The organism is Thiomonas sp. OC7 (assembly GCF_900634595.1).
Classification (GTDB): Bacteria; Pseudomonadota; Gammaproteobacteria; order Burkholderiales; family Burkholderiaceae_C; genus Thiomonas; species Thiomonas arsenitoxydans.
Genome location: NZ_LR131953.1, coordinates 3868778 through 3891617, shown reverse-complemented (window position 1 = coordinate 3891617; position 22840 = coordinate 3868778). Strand labels below are relative to the sequence as shown.

Here is a 22840-nt window from a genome sequence, read left to right as displayed (position 1 = left end):
AGCGCCGGTTGCCTTGGCGGGCTTGTCACAAACCTACGTTTTCAAGAAGAAGGAAACCGCATGCCCCGCCGTTCGATCCTCTCCGCCGCCGAGCGCGAAAGCCTGCTGGCGTTGCCGGACACCAAGGATGAGTTGATCCGTCACTACACGTTCAGCGAAAGCGACCTCTCCATCATCCGGCAGCGGCGCGGCCCGGCCAATCGGCTGGGCTTCGCGGTGCAGCTCTGCTACCTGCGCTTTCCCGGCGTCATCCTTGGCGCTGATGAGCCACCGTTCCCGCCATTGCTGAGACTGGTCGCCAACCAGCTCAAGGTCGGCATCGAAAGCTGGGACGAGTACGGGCAGCGTGAGCAGACCCGACGCGAGCACCTGGTCGAGCTGCAAACGGTGTTCGGCTTCCAGCCGTTCACGATTGGCCACTACCGGCAGGCTGTCCAGTTGCTGACCGAGCTGGCCATGCAAACCGACAAGGGCATCGTGCTGGCCAGAGCCTTGATCGAGCACCTGCGGCGGCAGTCGGTCATTGTGCCCGCCCTCAACGCCGTCGAGCGGGCGAGCGCCGAAGCGATTACCCGCGCCAACCGGCGTCTCTACGACGCCTTGGCTGAGCCGCTGACGGACGTGCATCGCCGTCGCCTCGACGATCTGCTCAAGCGCCGCGACAACGGCAAGACGACGTGGCTGGCCTGGCTGCGGCAATCCCCGGTCAAACCGAACTCGCGGCACATGCTGGAACACATCGAACGCCTCAAGGCGTGGCAGGCGCTCGACCTGCCCTCCGGCATCGAGCGGCTGGTTCACCAGAACCGGCTGCTCAAGATCGCCCGCGAGGGCGGCCAGATGACGCCCGCCGACCTGGCGAAGTTCGAGCCGCAGCGGCGTTACGCGACCCTGGTGGCGCTCGCCATCGAGGGCATGGCCACCGTCACCGACGAAATCATCGACCTGCATGACCGCATCCTGGGCAAGCTGTTCAATGCCGCCAAGAACAAGCATCAGCAGCAGTTCCAGGCATCCGGCAAGGCGATCAATGCCAAGGTGCGGCTGTTCGGGCGCATCGGCCAGGCGCTGATCGAGGCCAAGCAAGCGGGCCGCGATCCGTTCGCCGCCATCGAGGCCGTCATGTCCTGGGATGCTTTCGCCGAGAGCGTCACCGAAGCGCAGCGGCTCGCGCAACCCGAGGACTTCGATTTCCTGCACCGCATCGGCGAGAGCTACGCCACGCTGCGCCGCTACGCGCCGGAATTTCTCGACGTGCTCAAGTTGCGGGCCGCGCCCGCCGCCAAGGACGTACTCGACGCCATCGAGGTGCTGCGCAGCATGAACAGCGACAACGCCCGCAAGGTGCCCACCGACGCGCCGACCGAGTTCATCAAGCCGCGCTGGCAGAAGCTGGTGATGACCGACACCGGCATCGACCGGCGCTACTACGAACTGTGCGCGCTGTCGGAGCTGAAGAACGCGCTGCGCTCCGGCGACATCTGGGTGCAAGGCTCGCGCCAGTTCAAGGACTTCGAGGACTACCTGGTGCCGCCCGCGAAATTCGCCAGCCTCAAGCAGGCCAGCGAATTGCCGCTGGCCGTGGCCACCGATTGCGACCAGTACCTGCATGACCGGCTGACGCTGCTGGAAACGCAGCTCGCCACCGTCAACCGCATGGCGCTGGCCAACGAGCTGCCGGACGCCATCATCACGGAGTCGGGCCTGAAGATCACGCCGCTCGATGCGGCGGTGCCCGATACCGCACAGGCCCTGATCGACCAGACGGCGATGATCCTACCGCACGTCAAGATCACCGAATTGCTGCTGGAGGTAGACGAATGGACGGGCTTCACCCGGCACTTCGCCCACCTGAAGTCAGGCGACCTGGCCAAGGACAAAAACCTGTTGCTGACCACGATCCTCGCCGACGCGATCAACCTGGGCCTGACCAAGATGGCGGAATCGTGCCCCGGCACGACCTACGCCAAGCTGGCCTGGCTGCAAGCCTGGCACATCCGCGACGAAACCTACGGGGCGGCACTGGCCGAGCTGGTCAACGCGCAGTTCCGACATCCCTTCGCCGAGCATTGGGGCGACGGCACCACGTCATCGTCGGACGGCCAGAACTTCCGCACCGGCAGCAAGGCCGAGAGCACCGGCCACATCAATCCGAAATACGGCAGCAGCCCAGGGCGGACGTTCTACACCCATATCTCCGACCAGTACGCGCCGTTCCACACCAAGGTCGTGAACGTCGGCGTGCGCGACTCGACCTACGTGCTCGACGGCCTGCTGTATCACGAATCCGACCTGCGGATCGAGGAGCACTACACCGACACGGCAGGGTTCACGGACCACGTCTTCGCGTTGATGCACCTGCTGGGCTTCCGCTTCGCCCCGCGCATTCGTGACCTGGGCGACACCAAGCTCTACATCCCGAAGGGCGATGCCACCTACGAGGCGTTGAAACCGATGATCGGCGGCACGCTCAACATCAAGCACGTCCGCGCCCATTGGGATGAAATCCTGCGGATGGCCACCTCGATCAAGCAGGGCACGGCGACGGCCTCGCTGATGCTCAGGAAGCTTGGCAGCTACCCGCGCCAGAACGGCCTGGCCGTCGCCCTGCGTGAGCTGGGACGCATCGAGCGCACACTGTTCATCCTGGACTGGCTGCAAAGCGTCGAGCTGCGCCGCCGCGTGCATGCCGGGCTGAACAAAGGCGAGGCGCGCAACGCGCTGGCCCGCGCCGTGTTCTTCAACCGCCTGGGGGAAATCCGCGACCGCAGCTTCGAGCAGCAGCGCTACCGGGCCAGCGGCCTCAACCTGGTGACGGCGGCCATCGTGCTATGGTACACGGTCTATCTGGAGCGGGCCGCGAACGCCTTGCGTGGCCACGGTCAAGCCGTCGATGACGGCCTGTTGCAGTACCTGTCGCCGCTCGGCTGGGAGCACATCAACCTGACCGGCGATTACCTCTGGCGCAGCAGCGCCAAGATCGGCGCGGGCAAGTTCAGGCCGCTACGGCCGCTGCAACCGGCTTAGCGTGCTTTATTTTCCGTTTTCTGAGACGACCCCATGAAGATCAACATTCGTCACAGCAACTGGCATCGCCTGCGCTGGCCTGCCGTGGCGGGCATGATTGCGGCGTCCGCGATCGGCACAGCCTGGGCGACCGGCTGGCGGTTCAACACCACACCCAGCGAGCCGCTGGGCCTGTATCGCCTGACGCCCGTTACGGCGCAGACCGTGATTCATCGCGGCGACCTGATCTCCTTTTGCCCCCCGGTGACGCTCTATCCGTTCATGGTTCATGGCGCGTGCCCCAACGGCGGTGCGCCGTTTCTGAAAACCGTTGTCGGCGTGCCGGGCGATGTGGTGGACGTGTCCACAGCGGGGGTCTCTGTCAACGGACGTCTGTTGCCGCAGAGCAAGGTGATCGCGCGACCGAAGGCGTGGCCAGGGCTGACGCTGCCCGCTGATTTCGGTGTACACCGGCTTGCGGATGGCGAGTATTGGACGTTTGGTTCTGGCGATCCGAAGGTGTCGTTCGACAGCCGGAATTGGGGGGTGGTGCAGCGGGATCGGGTGATTGCACGGTCGGCGGGCTGAGTTCGCTACGCTTGCGGTTGCACGATTGATTCGACACCGCCCATGCCTAGCCCTTCCGCCCTCGACATCCGCCGCCGCCTCACCGCCTTCGCCAAGGAATGGGCCAACGCCCAGCGAGAGGCTGCCGATGCCAAGACTTTCTGGCTACGCTTCTACGAGTGTTTTGGCATTCGCGCCGAGTCGGCCACCATCTACGAAAAGGCCGTGGACAAGCTCGGCGGCGCGCGCGGCTTCATCGACAGCTTCATCCCCGGCAAACTCATCGTCGAACACAAAAGCCGGGGCAAAGATCTCGACAAAGCCTTCGATCAGGCCGCCGATTACTTCATCGCCCTGCCCGAGGCCGAGCGCCCGCGCTACATCATCACCTCCGACTTCGCCCGCATCCGCCTGTACGACCTGCGCGAAGGCAAGCACTGGGAAACCACGCTCAAAGCTCTGCCGGGCAAGGCCAACTGGTTCAGCTTTTTGCTCGAAGACGAAGCCCCGCAGATCGTCGAAGAATCGCCCATCAACCGCAATGCCGCCTACGCCATCAGCAAGCTGCACGAAGGCTTGCTCGACATCGGCTTCAAAGGCCGCGACCTCGAAATCTTCCTCACCCGGCTGCTGTTCTGCCTGTTCGCCGACGACACCGGCATCTTTGGCGACAACGGTATGTTCCGCCGCCTGGTGGAGCGTACCCGCGCCGACGGCAAAGACCTGGGGGCCACGCTCTCCGAACTGTTCGACGTGCTCGACACCGCCGAAGACCAGCGCCAGACCACGCTCGACGACGACCTGCGCGCCTTCGCCTATGTCAACGGCAGCCTGTTTGCCGAGCGCACCCGCATCCCCGCCTTCAACGCCGAATTGCGCGCCGTGCTCATGCGCTGCATCGACCTCGACTGGTCGGGCATTTCCCCGGCCATTTTCGGCGCCATGTTCCAAGGCGTGCTCGAAGCGCATTCCCCTGACGAGCGCCGCCAGGCCAGCCGCCGCGAACTCGGCGCGCACTACACCAGCGAACGCAACATCCTGCGCGTACTCGGCCCCCTGTGCATGGACGACCTGCGCGACGAATTCGCCGCCGCCCGCCACAGCAAACCCCGGCTGCAAGCCCTGTACGACAAGCTCCCCACGCTGACCTTTTTCGATCCCGCCTGCGGCTGCGGCAACTTTCTGGTCATCGCCTACCGCGAACTGCGCCGCCTGGAAAACGAAGTCATTGAACTGCTGTTCAGCAAGGGCGGGCAGACGCGCGGCCTGCTCGACGTATCCACCTTGTCGCGCCTGCGCGTGAGCCAGTTCTATGGCATCGAGATTGACCAATCCGCCGCGCACATCGCCCGCGTGGCGCTGTGGATCACCGACCACCAGATGAACCTGGAAACCGCCGAGCGCTTCGGCACCACTCGGCCTACCGTGCCCTTGGTCGATAGCCCGCACATCCACCACGCCAACGCCCTGCGCACCGACTGGGCCGAAGTGCTGCCGCCCGAGCAGTGCAGCTATGTGCTGGGCAACCCGCCGTTCGTGGGCCACCAGTGGCGCAACGCGGAGCAAATGGTTGATATGGCATCAGTGTGGGGTCATGAGGGCCGATTCGGTCGCCTTGATTATGTGACCTGCTGGCATCGCCGAGCAGTCGAATACTGCGCACCGAATCGTGCCATTGCGGTTGCGTTCGTATCCACCAACAGCATCTGCCAGGGTGAGCAGGTGGGCACCATGTGGCCTTGGATGCTCTCCAAGGGCGTTCAAATCCGTTTCGCTCACCGCACGTTCAAGTGGAGTAACGAGGGCAAGGGCAAGGCCGCCGTGCATTGCGTCATCATCGGGTTCGCATTACATGCCCCGAGGCATTGCACCATATTCGACTATGGCGACGACCCCAAGGGCGAGGGGGTGAGAGTCGAGGCCAATCGGATCAATCCATACTTGGTTGACGCGCCGGACGTAATTCTGCCGTCGAGGACCGATCCGCCACCTGGCATGCCACAACTGCTCAAAGGGAGTCAGCCGACAGACGGCGGGCACTTGATCCTGACTGACCAGCAAAAAGCCGAGCTTCTCGCGATCGAGCCCCGTGCGGAGCAATGGCTTCGCCCTTACGTTGGTGGCGAAGATTTTCTCAACGGCACGTGGCGATGGTGTCTTTGGCTAAAGGGGGTTTCACCATCGGAGTTGCGCTCGGCACCCGCCGTCATGCAACGGGTCCGCGCAGTCGCTGAGACAAGGCTCAAAAGTCCGACCAAGAGCGTGCAGGAGTTCGCGGCCCAGGCGACACTGTTCACGCAAGATCGTCAGCCTGAAACCGACTATCTGGCGCTGCCTGAAGTGTCATCGGAAAACCGACACTTTATTCCGATGGGCTTCTTGCCCAGCAGCGTGATTGCGAGCAACAAGCTGCAAATCATCCCAGGGGCGACGCGCTTCCACTTTGGTGTCATGATGAGCACGATGCACAACGCATGGATGCGTGCGGTGTGCGGTAGGCTGGAAAGTCGTTATAGCTACGCGCCAGCCGTATACAACAATTTTCCTTGGCCGCAGCCAACCGACGCGCAGCAGGAGGCCATCGAGCACAACGCGCAGGGCGTCCTTGATGCACGGGCGCTGTATCCCGGCGCCACCCTGGCCGATCTCTACGACCCGCTGACCATGCCTGCCGAACTGCGCAAAGCCCACCAGGCCAACGACCGGGCCGTGGACGCAGCCTACGGCTACAAGGGCGACAAGGCCGACGCCCCGCGCGTGGCCTTCCTGTTCGGCCTGTATCAGCGGCTTACGAGCTTGCTTCCAGCCCAGAAAACGCGGAGTCGGCGCGAGGTGTCGGCATGATCCGCTCTGAACTGATAGACGGCTTGGCGGCAAGCCACCCGCACCTTTCGCGCAAGGATGCCGAAGACACCGTTGAGGTCATCCTAAACGCCATCGTGCAGGCGGTGGCCGACGGCAAACGGGTGGAGATTCGCAATTTCGGCGTGTTCAGTGCTTCGCTGCGCAAAGCCCATCTGGCGCGCAATCCGAGGACGGGCGAGCCTATGCAGAAGGCAGCGACCCGGTTTCCAAAATTCAAACCGGGCAAGCCATTGCAGGGGCTGGAGCCGTCCGCGTCGTCGGACAAGTAAAAAAAGAGCGGCCTCAGCCGCCCTTCCCTGCGATGCTCTGCTCTCAACTCCCCGAGTACGGCGGCAGAATCATCGTCCGGTTGACCAGCACATTGAACGTGTAGCCAGGCCGGATGTTGAGCGTCGGCTGAATGTTCAGGTTCTTGTTGAGCAGGTTCGTCCCGACGGTATCGATCTGCTGCGACAAGGCTCCTGCAGCCTGCTGGCTGGCACTTGGCGTGGTGAGTGCGCTGCCGGTCTGCGGTTGGCTCAACTGCGCCCCCACCCCCAGCATGCTCATCAGAATGGCGCTGCCGAAGATGCGCGCGTAGTGGTTGTCCACCTGATCGGACAAGCCGCTTTCGCCCTGCCCGTCCGCGCCGATCATGCCCTTGAGGTCGATCATCGATCCGTTGGGGAAAATCAGCCGGTTCCAGGCCACCAGCACGCGGCTCTGGCCATAGGCCACGTCGCTGCTATACGAGCCGATAACTTTGGTGCCTTGCGGAATCAGGACAACGCTCGGGTTCAGGCTGTCGTACACGGTCTGCCGCACCATGCCGGTGATCGTCCCCGGCAAGTCGCTATCAATGCCGGTTTGCAACACGGCAGGAATGACCGAGCCGGCAAATAGTTCATGGTTGGACGCCTTGGGCTGCACAGCGGCTTGCAGATAGCCGTTGCCGTCCTTGTTCTGCTGCACGTCCAGGAAACCTTGATTGCTGGACTGCGCACCAGCGCCGCCCATCCCGCTCGCCCCATTCATCCCACTCAGCGCAGCCATCAATTTGCGCACATTGGGATCGTTCGCGGCCTGCGGGTTTTGCGCCATGGCTTGCGACAGTTGATGCTGCAACGCCAGCAAGTCTTGCGGACTGGCCTGGTTCGTCCCGGCAGTCTGCATCAAGCCCTTTCCGCCGACGCCGGTCTCCGCCAGGTTGGCGCTTTGGTCCGCCAGCACAAGCCCTTCCAGGCGCTTGTAATGCTGGTCAACCAGCCACTGGTGATATTTCTGCGCGGGCGTCAAAGCCGTCGGTTGACCCGGTTGCAGCGTGGCGCCCTGCGGATGTGCCAGTGCAGCCCCTGCACCGCTGGCTGTAGGCGCGGGAGCGGATGCGGCGGTCGCCTGTGTGACAGCGCCGCGCACGGTGAACGCGCTCGTTTGCGCCGCGCTCGGTGCGGGCGGCGTACTCATGCCGACCTGATCCGTGCTGCTGGCTGACAAGGCTTCGGAAGGAGCGGACTTGTTGCCCGATGTGGCGATGCCGATCAGGATCAACGCGCTGAGCACGGTCAACCCACCGAACATCAGCGTCTTGCTTTTCTTGGACAGGCGCTTGCCTTGCTTCGGGTCGGCCTTGAGCTTCATGCCCTTGCCCTTTCCGTCGCCTTTGCCCCCATCTTTTCCGCCCTTGGTCTTTCCCGGCCCGATCACGTCAGCGATCGGGGGAAGTTCTGCGGCGGGCGCGGTGGGGACGGGCAGCGCTGCCCCTTCAATTGCGCCTGCGGGTTGGTTGTCGTCATTCATGTTTCTTGCCTCTGTGTTGGGGGCTCGCTGCCGCAGATGGATCAGCGCGCCCAGCCGAAGAAGCCGGCGCTGCTTTGCCCGCCGTGCTGGCACACCACGGTGTGCGCGTTCTTTCCGACACCCAGCGTCAGGTTGAATTTGCTCGGCAGGCCGTCAAGAACGTAGTAGCCATGCACCAGGCGACTGTTCATCAGTTCGGTGTTGCCATTGCTGGTGTTGAACACAGCGGGCGCATCGGTGAATTTCATCGACTGCGGCATCTGCAGGTAGGTGTGGCCGCCACCGGCAAACACGCGCACCGGCAGCATGTTCGTATCGTCATTGCCGTTATCCGCGGTGCAGGTGAAATCAAAGTCCAGCTTGGCCGGGTCGATGTTGCCCAGCGGGGCAACCACGGCCTGCTTCTTGGCTTCGGCTTTGGCTTGTTCGGCGGCGCGTGCTTGTGCGGCCTGCTGCTGCATGTTGATGACCAGTTGCTGCGGGTCGTAGTAGCCGACCAGTGGCACATAGTCGTGCGCATCACTTTTCAGGGTCATGTAGTAGACCCGTCCGGCATCGGTGGTCACGACCAGATTGGTGACCAGCCCGGCTTGCGTCGGCTTGACGATCACAATGGGTCGCTCCCCGGCATTCGTGGGTTGCACCAGCCAGCGCACCGAGTCGCCGATGCTCAGGCTGGTGATGTGCTCGCCGGTCAGCAGGTTGATGACGCAGACATGCAGCGGGGCGCAGGTGATGGTGGGGCGACTTTGGCCGTAGGCGTACATCACTTGCCCGTTCGTACCGATGATGTCATTGGCGACGCCGGTTTGCAGCCATTGCTGTGCGGCGGCGTCGGTCGCCCGGTACGACAGCGGCACGGGCGGGGTCTGGTTCACCAGTTCATGACTGGTGCGCCCGTTGTCGGGCGTGCCGACCGGGATCGCCCGGTGGACGACGCGAAAACGCTGGAGTTCATGGCTGACGCGCCCGTTGTCAGGCGCCGACCCGCCAGCAAAGGCAGGGGCAAAGAAAGAGGCCGACAGGGCGACGGCAAGAAGAGTGCGTTTCATGGGGGTTTCTCCGGGGGATGGAATCGGGGTGGATCAGGACACGCTCTGCGTCCAGTTCAGGGACTGAATGAAAATGCCCAGCGGGTTGTCGAGCATGACTTGCGGCTTGTCGGCCAGCTTGGCGTCCACGCCGACGGTGATCTGCGCTTTCCAGTGCGTCGTCGTGCTGTTCTGCCCGGGGATGGCTTTGACTTCCGTCCAGTTCACCTGGTAGGTGTTGGCGCCCGTCGGCAACACGCTGTTGACCTGCGGGTTGACGGTGTAGGCCGCACCGAACGGGCTGTTGGCCTTGAACCAGTCGCTGACCGTGCTGGCGGCATTGCTGGACAGCATGGCGTAGCTGCGGTTGAGCAGCGTTTGCTGCGCGGTCTGGTCGGGCAACACCATGCGGGTGTTGACGATCCAGTTGGCAAGTTGCGCTTCGATGATGCGCTGAGTCACGCCAGAGCCGTTGCTGGGTTGGGCCACTGCAATCGGGCTGCCCATCTTGTCGATGGCAACGACAAAGGGCTTGATCTTGCTCTGCGCGCCGATGTAGGCCACACCCGCTACGGCGACGGACGCCACGGCAAGTGCGGCAATGGCGGCGATGCGCCAGGACTTGGCGCGGGCGATCTGGTCGCCGTAGCGCTCGTCCCACTCGCGGCGGGCATTGAGGTAAGGGTTGGCTTGAGCCATGTCGGGTTCTCCTTCAAGGATGGGAACTGCTTGAGTGGATATACGCAGGGGCGGCACGGCGTGAGGACGCGGGGCGGATTCCCCAGGCGCGCTGCAGATCGAGGCCGACAGTCCAGCCGAGTTCTGATGAGCGGCGAAGGCTGCGCACAAAGTGATGCACGGCCTTGTTTTGTGGCGGCGGCACTTTCGTGCGCGCGGTGATGGGCGGGCTGCTGCTGGACATTTCGGCATCTCCGAATGTGTTGGGATGCTGGGATATACGCAGGGGCGGCAGATCGGTGATCAGAACGTCAGCGCGTAGCCGATGCGGTACTCGGCAGTCCGGATGTGCAGACCACTGTCCTGGCTGATCGGCAAATTCATCAGTCGCGCGCCGACGGTCAGCGCGCCAGGGCCAAAGCGCAGGGAGGCGCCGATGTCGGCTGCGGTGTAGAGCCCGCCGATGGTCGGGCGCTGCGTGTATTGGGTCGCGAAGTTGCGGCCAAACTCGAACGCAGCATGTAGCGAGACATCCGAGGTCGGCGCGTACAGATAGCCGATGCGCGCGCCGGCGTAGCCGCTCGCCATGCGCCAGCCGGGGCCGTCATGGAAGTAACTGCCGCTGTAGTCAATGCGGGTGTAACCCGTCACCAGGCCGGGCTGAATGGTTCCGATTGCCAGTGGCAAATTTCCGTTGATGGCAACGTGGGCGTCCGTGTCGCTCGCCGCTTCGCGTTTGCCGTGGGTGACGCTGGCGGTGACGTCGTACCCGTCAGGTAGCTCTGCTTGAGCGGCCAGGTGCAGCGCGGGCACGCTCGACGACAAACCGTTTCCGGTGTTCAGGCTGACGTTGGCGTAGCCCACGGTCAGTGTGGCGGCGTGGGCGGTGGCGAGACTGGCCGCGAGCAGGGTTGCGGCAGCGTAGATTGCGGTGGGTGTGCGCATGACGGCATGTCCAGGAATGGGAGATACCGGGATATGCGCGGGGGCGGCACTTTGCTTTCTTGCCCCCTGGTCTTATCTCGCACGCAACGCGGGTACGTTTGCCGATTGATTTGGCGTTCAAGGCGCAGCCGAGAACGCTGCCTTTCGGGTCTCGGGCGGAGCCTGAGCAGGTGGGGACGGGGCACAAACGCAGAAACCGACAAGCGAAGCGCGGGCGGTTTCGAGGATTGTGGCCACGGCCCCCTACCCTGCACTTGTTTGTTGTCCACTGGCTTGAATTGTTACGCCTGTCAGATCGTTTTTGTTCGCTGTCGATACGCCTGTCAGAACGATTTGCGCCGCTGTCAAATCGCTTTTGAATCCTGTCGATACGCCTGTCGGATTGCTTTTGAATCCTGTCGAGACGATTTGCGCACCTGTCGATGGAATTGTTACGCCTATCAGATCGCTTTTGAAACATGTCAGTACGCCTGTCAAATCGCTTTTGAATCCTGTCGGCGTGTTTTTGAATTCCTGTCGCGCCGGCTGTCAGATCGAATCTGCCGCCTGTCGCCATAACCATGCATCAGCCCACAGCGAATGCTGAGTACGATATGGATACTGCGAACACGGAAGATTTCATTGAAGACCCTGTTGAACGCATCCGCCAGCGAGCGGACGCTACATTGACGCGGCGACTGCAAGACCCGCAACGCCTGTCGCCGAGCTCGCTGGTGCGTGTCCTTTTCCCCGTCATTGAGAAGCACCTGGCAGCTGGACTGACGCTGGAAGACATCGCAGCAGCCTTGCGGGATGACGGCTTCGCCATCAAAAGAACCCATCTGGTTCGGCATCTGGGCATCATTCGCGCTGAAAATGGGCTGCCGCCGCTGCAACGGGGTGTGAAAGCCGCACCCCAACCCCAAGGGGCAAAGAAAAAAGCCGACGGCCCGCACCCCGAGGTGCAGCCTTCCGCGCTCGCACCCGCTCTAGCCCAGCCACAGACCCGACCCGACCCACCCGCATCACCCCGACACAACCCGCCCTCACCCGCCCCGTTCCCGGAAATTCCACACGGTGAGTTGACCCACACGGAACGCTCGGAGCTTGCCAAGAAGTGGATTGCCGAACAATTCGGCGACCGGCATCCGACGCAGGTCAAACCCGATGAGTTGACCCCCGCCGCGCAGGAATGGCTGGAAAAGCTGTGGGACAAGCCCGCGCCAGTCAACCCGAAGACCGACCAGCCGTATGCGTTCAAGCGGTTCACCCCGGACGGGCGGATCACCTACGATGAACCGTGGTGGCCACCGGAAGCGATGCCGATGGAAAACAGCAAAAACGGGTATCACCCGGTACACGACGCGGCAACGCGGGAGACCCTCAAGAAGTATGGGCTGCGCCTCATTGCCACCAGTGAGCGGCTGATGGAAATCAGGGACAAAAACGGCAAGTATTGCGTCGGCGGGTTCGGGCAAGATGACGCGGCTTGCCTGATCAGATCGGTGCGCGAGACGGCGCAAGACATCGAGGAAGAGCGCAGGAACGGCATCCCCTACTGATTTGATTTGCCGCCCCTTCGCATATCTGGTTGTGTACCTACCAACTGGAGATCGTGATGATCAAAACCTATTTCGTTGACGGCGACAAGGGCGGCGTCGGCAAGAGCTTCACCGCGCGTGCCCTCGCCGACATGCTGATGCAGTCCGCGCGTTTCAAATTGCCGCGTCCGGTCAAGCGCCTGTTTGTCGTTGACGCGGATGCGTCGAATCAGGACGTGTGCGGCAAAGGCGGGTTCAGCCCGGAGCGCGTCGGCGATTGTGATGTTTCCATTCTGATGCGCGGCATCGAAACGCCCGAGCAGTGGGTGTCCGTCGGGAATGAAGTCTTCGACCTGATTCAGGACTGGCCCGAAGACGAGGAAAACCGCATCGTGTTTTCCCTGCCTGCAGGGGCGGGCCTGGCGATTGCTCAGGCGGGTGAAGTTACCGAGGTCATGAAGGCGCTGAACGCCGTGCATGTCTGGGTGATCGGAACCGATTATGAGTCGGTGCGGCAGTTGCAGGATCGTTTCAACCAGTTCCCCAAGTTTTATGAACGCGGGTTCGTCGTCCTGAACATGCGTCACGGCACGCGCGACAAGTTTGCGCACTGGGACAAGAGTGGGACGCGCACGCAGGCCCTTGCGAGTGGCTGGCGCGAAATCGAAATGCCGGTGCTCACCCCGTTTGTGTCCGCCGAACTGTCGCGCACGCCACTGCACCATGCCGTCCTGAATGGGGCGGTCAACGGCGGCAAGAAGCTGGGTCTGGGGTCGCTTATCGCGGTCAAGACCTTTCGCGGCGCTGCGGGCGCGCGCCTGGCCGAGATGGAGCGGGAAACCGCCGGCGAGGAAAGCCTGGATGATGAAGCCATGGATGATGAAGTCCCTTCGTCCGGCAGCTTTACCGTCCGCCCCGATACGGCAGACATTTAAGGAGCGCGCCCATGAGCATTTATTCCGATCTGATCGAGCGCTTTGCGCCGGACGGACTGTCCTCGCAGCAGCAGGCCGAAATCGACTCCATCCGTCTGGCGACCCAGTTCGACGACAACGACAGCCAATGGGGCGTGATCCTGCCAATGTATTTCTTGTCCAACCGCAGGGAGCAGGCCCGCGTCGATCATGAGGCCCTGCTGCGGGCCGTCCAGAACGTCACCACGGGCGGCATTGACGCGGAGAAGCTGGGCAAGCTCATTGGCCCGCACATCGACGCCAGCGAGATCAATGTCCCTGTGCCGGAGATCAACGCCAACAAGATTGCGCAGGCCATCGCAAAGGCCGCGATGCCGGCCTTTGAGTCGGCCCTGGCTGACCGGGTGGTCAAGATGGACGCAAAGGAAGCCCATGAGGCGATCCGCGGCGCGGTGTCCGACACCCTGTTTTCCTGGCAGGTGGGCGTAGCGGTCGCCGCTGCATTGCTGGTCGCGATCGCTGGGTACTGGTGGGGCGGCAAGCAAGTGGAGTGGAGGGATCAGCCGGTCATGATCCAGATGCAAAGCCAGATTCATCAGTTGCGGGCCGAGTTGGTTGGCCAGCGGCACTGAGTTTGCCGCCATTTTGTGCCGCCCTTTTGTATATCCCATTGCAACGAACGCCCAGCGGCAGGTGGCAGTTGCTGGGGCGAAAACACCCCCAAAACCTCCGCAGGCGGTGTGAGTTCGCCATCTCGCTCATGAACCGCCCGGACGCCGGAGTCCGTGACTCAATCTCGCCGTGGCCGCGCCCACGGCGTTTTCATTTCATCGCGCGGCGCAGGTCATTCCAGTCTGTGCGCACGCGCAGCAGCCCGCCGCTGAGTCTGGCGCGAAGCATGTGAAAGAGGCTTCCGAAAATAGGCCGCGCCATGCCCCACAACTCGGGAAAGAGAATCACCCACAATCGCCATTGCTTGCGAAACAGCAGCAGCACGGCTCCCGCACCCATGATGCCCATCCAGATGTCGCCGGAACCGTTACCCAGCCCCATCGCCAGATGGAACACCCAGGCGGCGAGGAAGAACGGAAGCAGCAGGATCAGCGTACCCAGCGTGTTGCGAAAGTAGCCCCAATACAGCTTGATGGTTTGCCACATCATGGTTCTCCAGTTCAACGGTGCGCTGTGGCGTCCGCGAGCACCTTCGCCGCCCACTTGTTCATGCTCTGCCCCTCCCGCGCTGCGGCCTTAGCCGCCGCCGCATGAATGCTGGGGTCGATCCGCAGCATCAATTTGCCGGACGCCGGTTTTTCTGGCGGTTGTTTCAGCTTCGCGCAGGCGCCGATGTAGTCGTCGATCGACGTATGGAACGCTGTCTCGAACTCGGCCACGGATTCACCGTGGAAAGCGATGATGTCAGCGATGTCCAGCACGCGCCCGACCAGGATCTTGTCCTCCGGGTCATAGGTCATGCTGGCCGCATAACCCTTGTAAGTCATCACGTTATTCATGGGGTCACTCCAATCTTTTCCAGATACTCCCGCGCCAATTTGACTCGGTACTTCAACGCCTCTTTTTCCGGGTGGGGCCGGTGGAAGTAGGCGCGCAATCCATCTTTCTCGAAGGTCACGGAGGATCCACTTCCCTCGATGACGCGACACCCTGCCGCCACAAGCAAACCTTCAATACGCGCCCGCTCCAGATTGCCGTTGACCGGGTTGGAGAAGATCGCCTCAAGCGTCTTTTTATGCTTGCTGTTCATTATTCGATGATATCACAGTTGATAACTATTTAACCAATACTGCTATCAATATATTTGCCGCTGCACCGCATATCCGTGTGTCCACGCCACACCGGAGATCGTCGTGCATCCCCCTACTTTTCTTGCCACTGCCCTGCCCTCGTTACGGCGAATCACAGCCCGCCGCCTGTTGTCCGTCTTGCTGCCTGCTCTGGCGGGGCTGGCCTGGACACTCTCCAGTCAACCTTATGGGGTTGGTTTGTCGCCGCTGCTCATCGTTGGCGTCCTGCTGGCCGAGAGCCCGCTGGGACGTTTCCTGGCTGCGCTGGCCTACTTCGGCGTCGGCAGCGCGGCGCTGCCGTCTGAAGTGCAGAGTTTCTTCGGTTCTGGCTGCATCGTTGGTATCGGCCTGTGGGTGCTGTCGAGCACGCTGCTGGCTGCACCATGGGCCTGGGCATCGCGCGGCTGGCGTGTCGTTGCGGTGCTGTTGATCGAGGCGCTGCCGCCGCTCGGGTTCTTCGGCTGGCTGTCGCCGTTGGCGGTGGCCGGGGTTCTCTTTCCAGGGATGGGGGTTGTCGGCTTGCTGCTGTGTCTGGCCCTGTTCTGGGCGCGTGCAGAGTCCATGTGGACGGACGATCAACAGATTTCAGCACCTTCCTTTCTTGCCCCTGTCAGCCGGGGTCTGTTTGTCCTGGTGGTAGTGGCGAACGCCCTCTATGCGCCGCCCGCCGCACCCTATGGCTGGATCGGGGTGAACACCCGTGTCGATCATGAAACGGATGACGTGATCGCCGAGGTTGCGCGCAACCAACAGTGGATCAACCAGGCTGCGGCTGCGGTCGCTGCAGCACCGCAAGACCACGGCACACCCGCTGCGCGGGACGCCAAAGCACCCGCCTTCGGCGGCGCACAGGCAGGGGCAAAGAAACAGGGAGGGGTTGTGGTGGTTCTCCCCGAGGACGTCGCGGGAACCTGGGGGCCGGGCACGGCGGCGCAGGCGCGAGCCGCGATGCGTCCAGGCGACGTGTGGCTGGTCGGTGCGTCGGTGCTGGCGGATCGGGTGCGCTGGGACGGACGCTACCTGAATGCCGTGGTCGGCCTTGGCCAGCGCGGCGACGCGCTGCTTTTTGCCTCTCCCGTGCCGGTGCCTGGCGGGATGTGGAAGCCGTGGAATAGGGAGAAGTCCTACACGGCGTCGCACTGGTGGGAGCCGGTGCGGACCATCGCCGGGGTGCGCACCTGGGCCAGCATCTGCTACGACCAAGGCTTGGCGTGGCCGTGGCTCCAGGCGCTTGTGCAGCGCCCTGCGGTGGTGCTCCGTGTGTCGAACTATTGGTATGAGCCTGCTGGGGCTGTGGCGCCCCGTGTCGAGGCAGCCACGACGGCCGCCTGGGCAAGACTCATGGGTGCTGCGGTGGTGACGGCGGTGAACCGGGGTTAGCGCTTGATGCCGGGGTCGCGGTCTGTTCGCCGTGCCCTTTTCGGTGGTCGCTGGATTGACTTCATCCATGCCTTGTCTTCGAGGATGGCTTGTGTTGCGATACGAACCTCGTCGTCATCCATCACAGCGGAGGGAAGCCGATAAGCAATCGTTGGCATGGACAGAATGCCAGATTCGAGTCCGGCCCTGATCCATTCTCGATCACGCGGATCGCTTCGTGCGTATTTCGACACCGCCGCGTCGTTGGGATCGAGAAACCATGCCGTTACGCCTGATTTGAATTCAACAGGAACCAAGCGCTCCTGCCATCCGGTCGGCAACGCAGGCAGGCGGGGAGATACGGCGTCTGCGTAGAAGCCATGCAGTTGCTCGAAATCACTGCCAAGACCCAATTGGCGGGCAATGTCTCCAGCGCGCCCTGGATCGTCTCTGGGGTAGAGGTCAACATCAACAGACATCGTCATCGAAGGCGGCGGTGAATCTATCGCTCCCAAGATCGACAAGCTGCCGATGATGACGTAGTGGCTGTGATGGGTTGCGGACTTGGCCTGCTCCAGCAGCAACTCAATGTCTTGCCGATTCATCGCCTGGCAAGAAAGCCAAAAGGCGTGTTCTGCCGCAGGGCAACGCCCTCGGCATCTGTGCGCAGCACTTCAGCTTGGAAATCTTTAGGATCCAACCCAAGAATTCGCTTCCATGCGGCGATGTAACGGGGGCTGCAAAGATGGCCCCGCTCCCATTGATCGACCTGCGACTGCGCACGATGACGAACAGCTTCGCGTGCATCTGGCAAAGCAAATTGCTCGCAGGCAATGCGATGGATGTCAAACAAGCGCGCATCGATCGCAGCCTTTTCGGCGATTGCTTCTCGCCGAAGAGCTAACGCCGCATCCCTGTCCGATTTCATGGCCGATCCGATCCCCTTTTTCAGATTTTATCTGTGCATTCAGCGCGGCGTCACCACTCCGCATAAAACCCTTCGCTGCTGCCGCCGGTCATTTCTTCCAGCCTCTTGTCTCGCCACTTCTGTTGCATGGCGTGCAGTGCGGCGCCGATGGTGTCGTGCCGCTGAAAAAGGATAGGTTTCTCGCGCCCGCGCTCCCAGCAGGCAACCAGGTAGGTTGGGTCTTTCAGCATGGGTTCGCGCAGGTAGAAGAACAGGCCCATCTCCTGGGCGGTCGGCTCGCGCGCTTGCATCATCTCCGCCCGCATTTCTTTGCAGGCTTTGGCGGTCTCGGGATCGAGCCATTTCCTCTCGCCGATCATGCGCAGGCCCTCGTCGCGCACGTCGGCGTTTCGCGCCTTGCGTGGGGTGGTGGGAAGGACTGCGTTCGCCGCCCCCGTGGTTTCTTGGTCAAGTTCAAACATTTCTGATCTCCTGTGCGCATCCGGCATCAAGCGCCGAGGTTGTCTACCGTTGTTTGCTCATGATGGCGGCGCTCCGTCGCCTGGGTTGTTGTAAGAGATATGCGCAAGGGCGGCACTAGTGCGCTGCGCTGCAGAGGCCGCAGCCGCGATGTCCGGACACCGGTCACACCCATCGCGCCCTCGCGGCTCACGCCGCCCGCCTGACGGTCCCTTCGGGCCGGGTTCGTCTGGGTCGGGGTCGTCGTCTTCGCGCGCCAGGTCGGCCTCGATCTGCGCGGCTACTTCCGCGAGCATGTCAGCAATCTCGTCGTCCGGCTGGAGTCGTGGCGAGTCCAGCGTTGCCGCGCCAGCGGAAAAGTCAAAAGCAAAGTCAAAGTCAAAGGCAGGGGCAAGGAAAATCTTTTCTTGCCCCTGTGTTTGGGGGTTTGGATTGCCGCAGCACTGCGCCGAGTTCCCACTATTAGTTTCTTTATAGGAATTCGGCGCAGTCGCATCCTCTGAGCGGGTGATCTTTTCTTGCCCCTGCTTTTGGGGTTCGGTGTGTGCAGAAGCATCTTCGGCATCAGCCTCTGGCGCGATGGAAGCAACCGACTCTGCATAGTTATCGGAATGGGCGGCACAAACCGATTCCGCCGTATCGGCTGCGTCACTTCGCTTCACCCGCGTTGCCGCCGGAATCGCACCGCTGGCGCGCATGTCGCGAATGCGGGCGCGGATCGATTCAGTTGAAGCGCTGCGCTGTAGACCGACCAGCGCGCCACGCACGCTGCGCTCACTCACCGCGCCGCCGGTGGCCAGTACCATCTCGATAGCCTCATCCACAGCGCCAACGTCCACCTTCGGCCCCGGCGCGCTGTTAGGGTTGCGCATCCGGTCATGCACCACGATGCCGTAGCACCGCATCGCTGCGTCCATTTCAGCGGTCTGCAGCCCACCCCAAAGGTGAACCTGCAGCGGCTTGCAGCCGCGCGGATGGTTAACCGCCCGGTTGCGCCCAACGGCCTGCGCAACCCCCTGGGCATATTCGTCCACCAGCCAGGCGCGCACCTCGGGCATGACAGGCATGGGCGGGCCGTCTGCGTCGGCTTTTTCCTTATCCATGACCTGATCCCATTCGGGCATCGGTATTCCACAGTCGATCATGGCCGCGCGGGTGCAGGCATAAGCCCCTGCGATGGATTCCTTGCTCAGTAGGGGCATGCCCACAAGCGCAATGTTGCGACCGCCCCATGAGTCCAGCCCGCGATCGTGCTTGCCAAACCATCCGATGGGGATGCCAGTCGCGGACTCGAACGCCTGAGCGGCCACCTCCGCCGCATCATCGGCCTGGTGGGCCTCCTGCGAGTATTTGAGGTACGCCTTGTGAGTAATGATTGCTACCGGACTGTCAAGCCGCGGCACAATATTTTGACGAATGTCATCCATCCGTGCGCGCGCCTTGGCCGGGTAGTCGTCCTTCCTCACGTCGCCACGGCTGTACAGTCTGCCGGTGACCCGCGTGACTCGCATGTTCTGGTCTGCCGTGGCATTGTGGATGGTGCCGCCCTTGGCCTCGATGAACCGCCGCATGGACTGGCTCATGGTCGCATCCAGAAACATGACGCTCCCTTTGTCCCTCGCCCACTCGATGACCGGGCTGGTTTCGTAGGCGAACAGCACGCCCTTCTCCTGCCTGGCCGATCCTGCCGCAAGGTTGCGTGCCAACGTTACAAGCGCGCGCAGTGGGATGAAAAAGTCGTCTTCGTCGCGCTGGTATCCAATCTTTTCCCACGTCGCAGTACCCGCGACCGACCCGCCCGCCTTGACGACCGATTTTTGCAGCTTGATGATGCGGCCTGCGTCAACCCCAATGGGAATGTCGCCCGCGATTTTTGACGCCAGAGCGCGGAAAGTCGCGTCAATTTCAGGGGTCAAGGCGCGCATGGCGCGCGCCTGCTCAAGCTCTTCGGTCTCCGCCTGGGTCGGAGCATTTTTGCCTTGCAGAAACTCGATTTGCCGATCCAGTCGTTCGGCCATTCCATCAACGCGGTTTCGCCAGACCTGGATATCGCCAGCGCCGACCTCAACCTCGGCGGCCATTGGAATGTGCTCATCAACGATGACCAGCCGTTGGGTTTCTCTGGTCAAAAAACTGGTTTCTGGGTCGACCTCGCGCCACATTGCCATCGCTTCGCTGAACGCCTGCACTGGCGCAACCAAAATCGGCGCGGCGAGCTGATCCGGCAGCCCCTTGTACAGAAATTGGCACGGTGGCACAGTCGCCGGGTTAATACCAGATGTTTTGAAAAACTGCTCGGCGCGCTGCCGACGCAGTTCGTCGCGTGTGACGTATTGCAAAACGGCGGCCATCCCGTTCGGGCACTTGCTGCAAAGCCCCTGGGCAGGTCGATGGTTCTGGTCGCCAGCCTTGCTGACTTGCACCAGTCGGTAGCAGGCATGTGGTCCTGGATCAACCGGCGGTCCGTTTGGCTCGCCCGCTGCCGGTTCGCGCCGCCCCCGATACACCACGGCGCCCAGGTGGGCCAACCGTTCGGCATGTTCCCAGGCGAGCTTGTGGTTTGGCACAAGGATGACTATGGGCAGGCCTTGCGCATGGGCCGCTTCGGCGATCGGCATGACCCCGTGACTTTTACCCAAGCCCACGGTTGCCACCACGCCGAACTGGGGCAGCGGCGCGGGCATGGGTACGGTCTTGCTGCCATCGGCGCGTGCCTTTTTGTTAGCTTCGCGCACGCCGTCGATTTCCGCGATCTTCCGTGTGTGCTGTTGAAAGTAGCTGGACATCGCCGCAGCCATGGCTGCGCGCGTGGGCTGCAGCTCGGCAATTCGCCGGGCAATTTGCGTTTGGGTTGGGGTGGCCATGTCCTTCACCTGCTGTTGCTGGTGAATGGATATGCGTGGGGGCGGCACGGCGGGCGCGGCGACGGCCACGCCCGCCGCTTGGGCGGCGGCGGGCATGGCGATCACCCCTTGCAGCGAACAGCGCGCTTCGCGCCGCGCCACGCGCGGTCCAGCTCGGCGGCGGGGTCGGCCGCCGGGGCGGCGGGTGGCATGGGCATTGGGAGCGTGCCCTCATCGATGGCAAGCCAGCGGGCGACGCGGGCGGCCGGGACGAGGTGGGATCCCTTCCTGATCGTCGAGCTAAACGCCAGCCACTTCGGGTGTCGCTCTTTAACTCCACGCTCAAGGCTTGCAGCCAGGCTTCGCGCGTTTCCGAGTCCAGCGACCTTGGCGATCTGCCCTCGGTCAAGTCGATCCGGCGCGGTTGGCAGATCCAGCTTTGCAGCGATCTTCCGCAGTTCGCGGTCGATAATCTGAATTTCGATTCCGTCGGCGGGGTTCATTGCACACCTCCTGCTGGGCCTGCGAGCGGCGCGCCTTTGCGCGGCCGCCCGGGTCGGCGTGCGGCGGGTGGGGTCGGCGCCTCGGCGGGATCGGCGGGATCGGCGGGATCGGCGGGATCGGCGGGATCGGCGGGATCGGCGGGATCGGCGGGATCGGCGGGATCGGCGGGATCGGCGGGATCGGCGGCGGGCGGGTTGATGAGCGCGGCGACATCGGCGGCGCGCACCAGCCAATTTTTGCCGCTCCAGCGGAAAATCGGCAGATCCACGTAGCGCAGTCGCACCGCGCCCCGGCTGGGGTCGCGCGAGTCAACGACGACGCTATTTCGCAGCGTCGCGTAGGAAAATTTAATAACAGGAGCAAGCTCCTGAAGCGTAAAAAGTTTTGTCGAATCCATGATTTGCCTCGAAAAATCGGGGCGCTCAAAAATGGATTCAGGGCGTCACTCCAGCGTGCCGGGCGGGGCGAGCGCAAAAAGCCGCCGGCGCGATGCGCGGGCGGCTGGGGGGGGGATCGTTTGTTTAGATCAGATCGTCAATGCAGCATGCCCGCGCAGACGCGGGCGGCATAGGGGCGTTGCGCGACGAGGCGCGGGGTGAGGCAGACAGTAGCAAGGCCGCTAACAGAGGCCTGTGGGTCTTCGTGGGGGGCGATGCGCAGCACGGCGGCGGCGAGGCGCTGTGCGGTGGCGGCGTAGCGCTGCACCGCGCGCGCAAGCTGCGCGGCATACGTTTGCAGCGCGGCTGCTGCGGCGGAAAGCTCCGCTATGCGGTGCAGGCGGTCGCTGCGCAAGCGCAGAGCAAAAGCGCCGACAAACGCGGTGGAGGCGACGATCGCGAGAGCCTGGGCAATTCCTACTAGATCGAGGTGAATGTGCGCGTGCTGTCCGGCGGTCAGCAGCAGGTCTAGGCCCACGATGCCAAGCAGCAATGCAACGAACGAGTCCGGCGTGCGCGCCAGGCGCGCCAGCCGAGCTAGCGGCTGGCCGACTTGCCTGCGAGCGATGCGGATGTCACGATTGCACATAAGGGTGAATATAGCCTGTCAGTGGCGCAATGTCAAGCGTAGCGCGGTAGCTGCGGGACAAAAAACGCAAAACAGAATAAGAATGAAAACAAAGGCCGGTTGGAAGCGTGTGGGAATCCAGTGGGAAGCCTAAACATGCAAAAACTAGCAAATGGCGGCGAAAAATGGGAATTGAGTGGGAATGCGCTCCCACAAAGCGCAAAAAAAGCCCGACTTTTTAGGTCGGGCTTGTTCTGTAAGTGCTTGATTTACTGCGTTTTATTGGCGGAGTGGACGGGACTCGAACCCGCGACCCCCGGCGTGACAGGCCGGTATTCTAACCAACTGAACTACCACTCCATGCAGATTCGGTTTGTTGAATCTGGCGTCCCCTACGAGATTCGAACTCGTGTTATCGCCGTGAAAGGGCGGTGTCCTAGGCCTCTAGACGAAGGGGACTAAACCTTCAAATATTGCTTGAATTTACTTGGTGGAGGTAAGCGGGATCGAACCGCTGACCTCTTGCATGCCATGCAAGCGCTCTCCCAGCTGAGCTATACCCCCGAAAGCAAACCAGCATTCTATACCGATTTTTTCCGTCGTTGCAAGCGCTATTTCGTTGAGCTTTTGGTGACCCG

Annotated in this window: 23 protein-coding genes and 3 tRNA genes; 8 read left to right on the top strand and 18 right to left on the bottom strand. The window is 62.6% G+C overall.

The window, feature by feature from the left end; translation table 11 throughout:
- Nucleotides 1-60 precede the first annotated feature (60 nt).
- The 4 genes from BIO17B3_RS18815 to BIO17B3_RS18800 are packed head-to-tail and all read left to right on the top strand — an operon-like array spanning nucleotide 61 to nucleotide 6707.
- Nucleotides 61-3027 (top strand): Tn3-like element ISPa38 family transposase, encoded by a 2967-nt coding sequence (locus BIO17B3_RS18815; protein ID WP_064971529.1) that lies wholly within the window; start codon nucleotides 61-63, stop codon nucleotides 3025-3027.
- Nucleotides 3028-3060: 33 nt separating this feature from the next.
- Nucleotides 3061-3594 (top strand): S26 family signal peptidase, encoded by a 534-nt coding sequence (locus tag BIO17B3_RS18810; RefSeq protein ID WP_064971528.1) that lies wholly within the window; start codon nucleotides 3061-3063, stop codon nucleotides 3592-3594.
- Between the two features lie 42 nt (nucleotides 3595-3636).
- Nucleotides 3637-6417, top strand: coding sequence for a DNA methyltransferase (locus BIO17B3_RS18805; RefSeq protein ID WP_064971527.1), 2781 nt, complete (start codon nucleotides 3637-3639; stop codon nucleotides 6415-6417).
- Nucleotides 6414-6707, top strand: coding sequence for an HU family DNA-binding protein (locus BIO17B3_RS18800; RefSeq protein ID WP_064971526.1), 294 nt, complete (start codon nucleotides 6414-6416; stop codon nucleotides 6705-6707). The genes BIO17B3_RS18805 and BIO17B3_RS18800 overlap by 4 nt, the downstream gene beginning before the upstream one ends.
- Before the next feature lie 43 nt (nucleotides 6708-6750).
- On the opposite strand, the gene BIO17B3_RS18795 is transcribed toward BIO17B3_RS18800, so the two are convergent.
- Genes BIO17B3_RS18795 through BIO17B3_RS18775 form a run of 5 tightly spaced genes read right to left on the bottom strand, consistent with a single transcriptional unit; the run spans nucleotide 6751 to nucleotide 10868 of the window.
- The gene (locus BIO17B3_RS18795) at nucleotides 6751-8214 is read right to left on the bottom strand and encodes a TrbI/VirB10 family protein (protein WP_064971525.1); all 1464 of its coding nucleotides are present in this window, start codon (nucleotides 8212-8214) and stop codon (nucleotides 6751-6753) included.
- 41 nt (nucleotides 8215-8255) lie between these two features.
- Nucleotides 8256-9266: a TrbG/VirB9 family P-type conjugative transfer protein gene (locus BIO17B3_RS18790; protein WP_084440236.1), complete on the bottom strand. Its 1011-nt coding sequence runs from the start codon at nucleotides 9264-9266 to the stop codon at nucleotides 8256-8258.
- A gap of 33 nt (nucleotides 9267-9299) precedes the next feature.
- Nucleotides 9300-9944, bottom strand: a complete 645-nt coding sequence (locus tag BIO17B3_RS18785) for a VirB8/TrbF family protein (protein WP_064971524.1) — start codon at nucleotides 9942-9944, stop codon at nucleotides 9300-9302.
- 13 nt (nucleotides 9945-9957) lie between these two features.
- Nucleotides 9958-10167 carry a hypothetical protein gene (locus BIO17B3_RS18780; RefSeq protein WP_156055190.1) on the bottom strand — a complete coding sequence of 70 codons (210 nt, stop codon included), beginning with the start codon at nucleotides 10165-10167 and terminating at the stop codon, nucleotides 9958-9960.
- A gap of 59 nt (nucleotides 10168-10226) precedes the next feature.
- Nucleotides 10227-10868, bottom strand: coding sequence for a hypothetical protein (locus BIO17B3_RS18775; protein ID WP_064971523.1), 642 nt, complete (start codon nucleotides 10866-10868; stop codon nucleotides 10227-10229).
- Nucleotides 10869-11428: 560 nt separating this feature from the next.
- On the opposite strand from BIO17B3_RS18775, the gene BIO17B3_RS18770 reads away from it, so the two are divergent.
- The 3 genes from BIO17B3_RS18770 to BIO17B3_RS18760 are packed head-to-tail and all read left to right on the top strand — an operon-like array spanning nucleotide 11429 to nucleotide 13934.
- Nucleotides 11429-12409, top strand: coding sequence for a hypothetical protein (locus BIO17B3_RS18770; RefSeq protein ID WP_156055189.1), 981 nt, complete (start codon nucleotides 11429-11431; stop codon nucleotides 12407-12409).
- 56 nt (nucleotides 12410-12465) lie between these two features.
- Nucleotides 12466-13323, top strand: a complete 858-nt coding sequence (locus BIO17B3_RS18765; RefSeq protein ID WP_156055187.1) for a hypothetical protein — start codon at nucleotides 12466-12468, stop codon at nucleotides 13321-13323.
- Between the two features lie 11 nt (nucleotides 13324-13334).
- Complete coding sequence (locus BIO17B3_RS18760) at nucleotides 13335-13934, top strand: hypothetical protein (protein ID WP_064971520.1); 600 nt, start codon at nucleotides 13335-13337, stop codon at nucleotides 13932-13934.
- 190 nt (nucleotides 13935-14124) lie between these two features.
- Here BIO17B3_RS18760 and BIO17B3_RS18755 read toward each other — a convergent pair whose 3' ends face one another.
- From BIO17B3_RS18755 to BIO17B3_RS18745, 3 genes are read right to left on the bottom strand one after another with little or no spacing between them, the layout of a single operon-like run.
- Nucleotides 14125-14460, bottom strand: coding sequence for a hypothetical protein (locus BIO17B3_RS18755; protein WP_156055186.1), 336 nt, complete (start codon nucleotides 14458-14460; stop codon nucleotides 14125-14127).
- A 14-nt stretch (nucleotides 14461-14474) separates the two neighbouring features.
- Nucleotides 14475-14813: a type II toxin-antitoxin system HicB family antitoxin gene (locus tag BIO17B3_RS18750; RefSeq protein WP_064971518.1), complete on the bottom strand. Its 339-nt coding sequence runs from the start codon at nucleotides 14811-14813 to the stop codon at nucleotides 14475-14477.
- Nucleotides 14810-15064: a type II toxin-antitoxin system HicA family toxin gene (locus BIO17B3_RS18745; RefSeq protein ID WP_064971517.1), complete on the bottom strand. Its 255-nt coding sequence runs from the start codon at nucleotides 15062-15064 to the stop codon at nucleotides 14810-14812. The genes BIO17B3_RS18750 and BIO17B3_RS18745 overlap by 4 nt, the downstream gene beginning before the upstream one ends.
- A gap of 103 nt (nucleotides 15065-15167) precedes the next feature.
- On the opposite strand from BIO17B3_RS18745, the gene BIO17B3_RS18740 reads away from it, so the two are divergent.
- Entirely contained in the window at nucleotides 15168-16484 is a 1317-nt protein-coding gene (locus BIO17B3_RS18740; RefSeq protein WP_156055185.1) for a hypothetical protein, read from the top strand.
- Here BIO17B3_RS18740 and BIO17B3_RS18735 read toward each other — a convergent pair.
- The 10 genes from BIO17B3_RS18735 to BIO17B3_RS18690 all read right to left on the bottom strand — a co-directional run bounded on the left by BIO17B3_RS18735 (nucleotide 16481) and on the right by BIO17B3_RS18690 (nucleotide 22766).
- Entirely contained in the window at nucleotides 16481-17068 is a 588-nt protein-coding gene (locus tag BIO17B3_RS18735) for a DUF6036 family nucleotidyltransferase (protein ID WP_064971515.1), read from the bottom strand. The genes BIO17B3_RS18740 and BIO17B3_RS18735 overlap by 4 nt on opposite strands.
- Nucleotides 17065-17391 carry a hypothetical protein gene (locus tag BIO17B3_RS18730; protein ID WP_156055183.1) on the bottom strand — a complete coding sequence of 109 codons (327 nt, stop codon included), beginning with the start codon at nucleotides 17389-17391 and terminating at the stop codon, nucleotides 17065-17067. Before BIO17B3_RS18730 ends, BIO17B3_RS18735 begins: the two co-directional genes overlap by 4 nt.
- A 50-nt stretch (nucleotides 17392-17441) precedes the next feature.
- Nucleotides 17442-17879 (bottom strand): hypothetical protein, encoded by a 438-nt coding sequence (locus tag BIO17B3_RS18725; RefSeq protein WP_156055181.1) that lies wholly within the window; start codon nucleotides 17877-17879, stop codon nucleotides 17442-17444.
- A gap of 30 nt (nucleotides 17880-17909) precedes the next feature.
- Nucleotides 17910-20714, bottom strand: coding sequence for a hypothetical protein (locus BIO17B3_RS18720; RefSeq protein WP_156055179.1), 2805 nt, complete (start codon nucleotides 20712-20714; stop codon nucleotides 17910-17912).
- 101 nt (nucleotides 20715-20815) lie between these two features.
- A complete protein-coding gene (locus BIO17B3_RS18715) occupies nucleotides 20816-21196 on the bottom strand; it encodes a hypothetical protein (RefSeq protein WP_064971512.1) in 381 nt (126 codons plus the stop codon).
- A complete protein-coding gene (locus BIO17B3_RS18710; RefSeq protein ID WP_156055178.1) occupies nucleotides 21193-21594 on the bottom strand; it encodes a hypothetical protein in 402 nt (133 codons plus the stop codon). Before BIO17B3_RS18710 ends, BIO17B3_RS18715 begins: the two co-directional genes overlap by 4 nt.
- Nucleotides 21595-21731: 137 nt before the next feature.
- A complete protein-coding gene (locus tag BIO17B3_RS18705; protein ID WP_064135055.1) occupies nucleotides 21732-22223 on the bottom strand; it encodes a hypothetical protein in 492 nt (163 codons plus the stop codon).
- 262 nt (nucleotides 22224-22485) lie between these two features.
- A tRNA-Asp gene (locus tag BIO17B3_RS18700) sits at nucleotides 22486-22562 on the bottom strand.
- A 23-nt stretch (nucleotides 22563-22585) separates the two neighbouring features.
- Nucleotides 22586-22661 (bottom strand) — tRNA-Glu (locus BIO17B3_RS18695).
- Between the two features lie 29 nt (nucleotides 22662-22690).
- Nucleotides 22691-22766 (bottom strand) — tRNA-Ala (locus BIO17B3_RS18690).
- Nucleotides 22767-22840 lie beyond the last annotated feature (74 nt).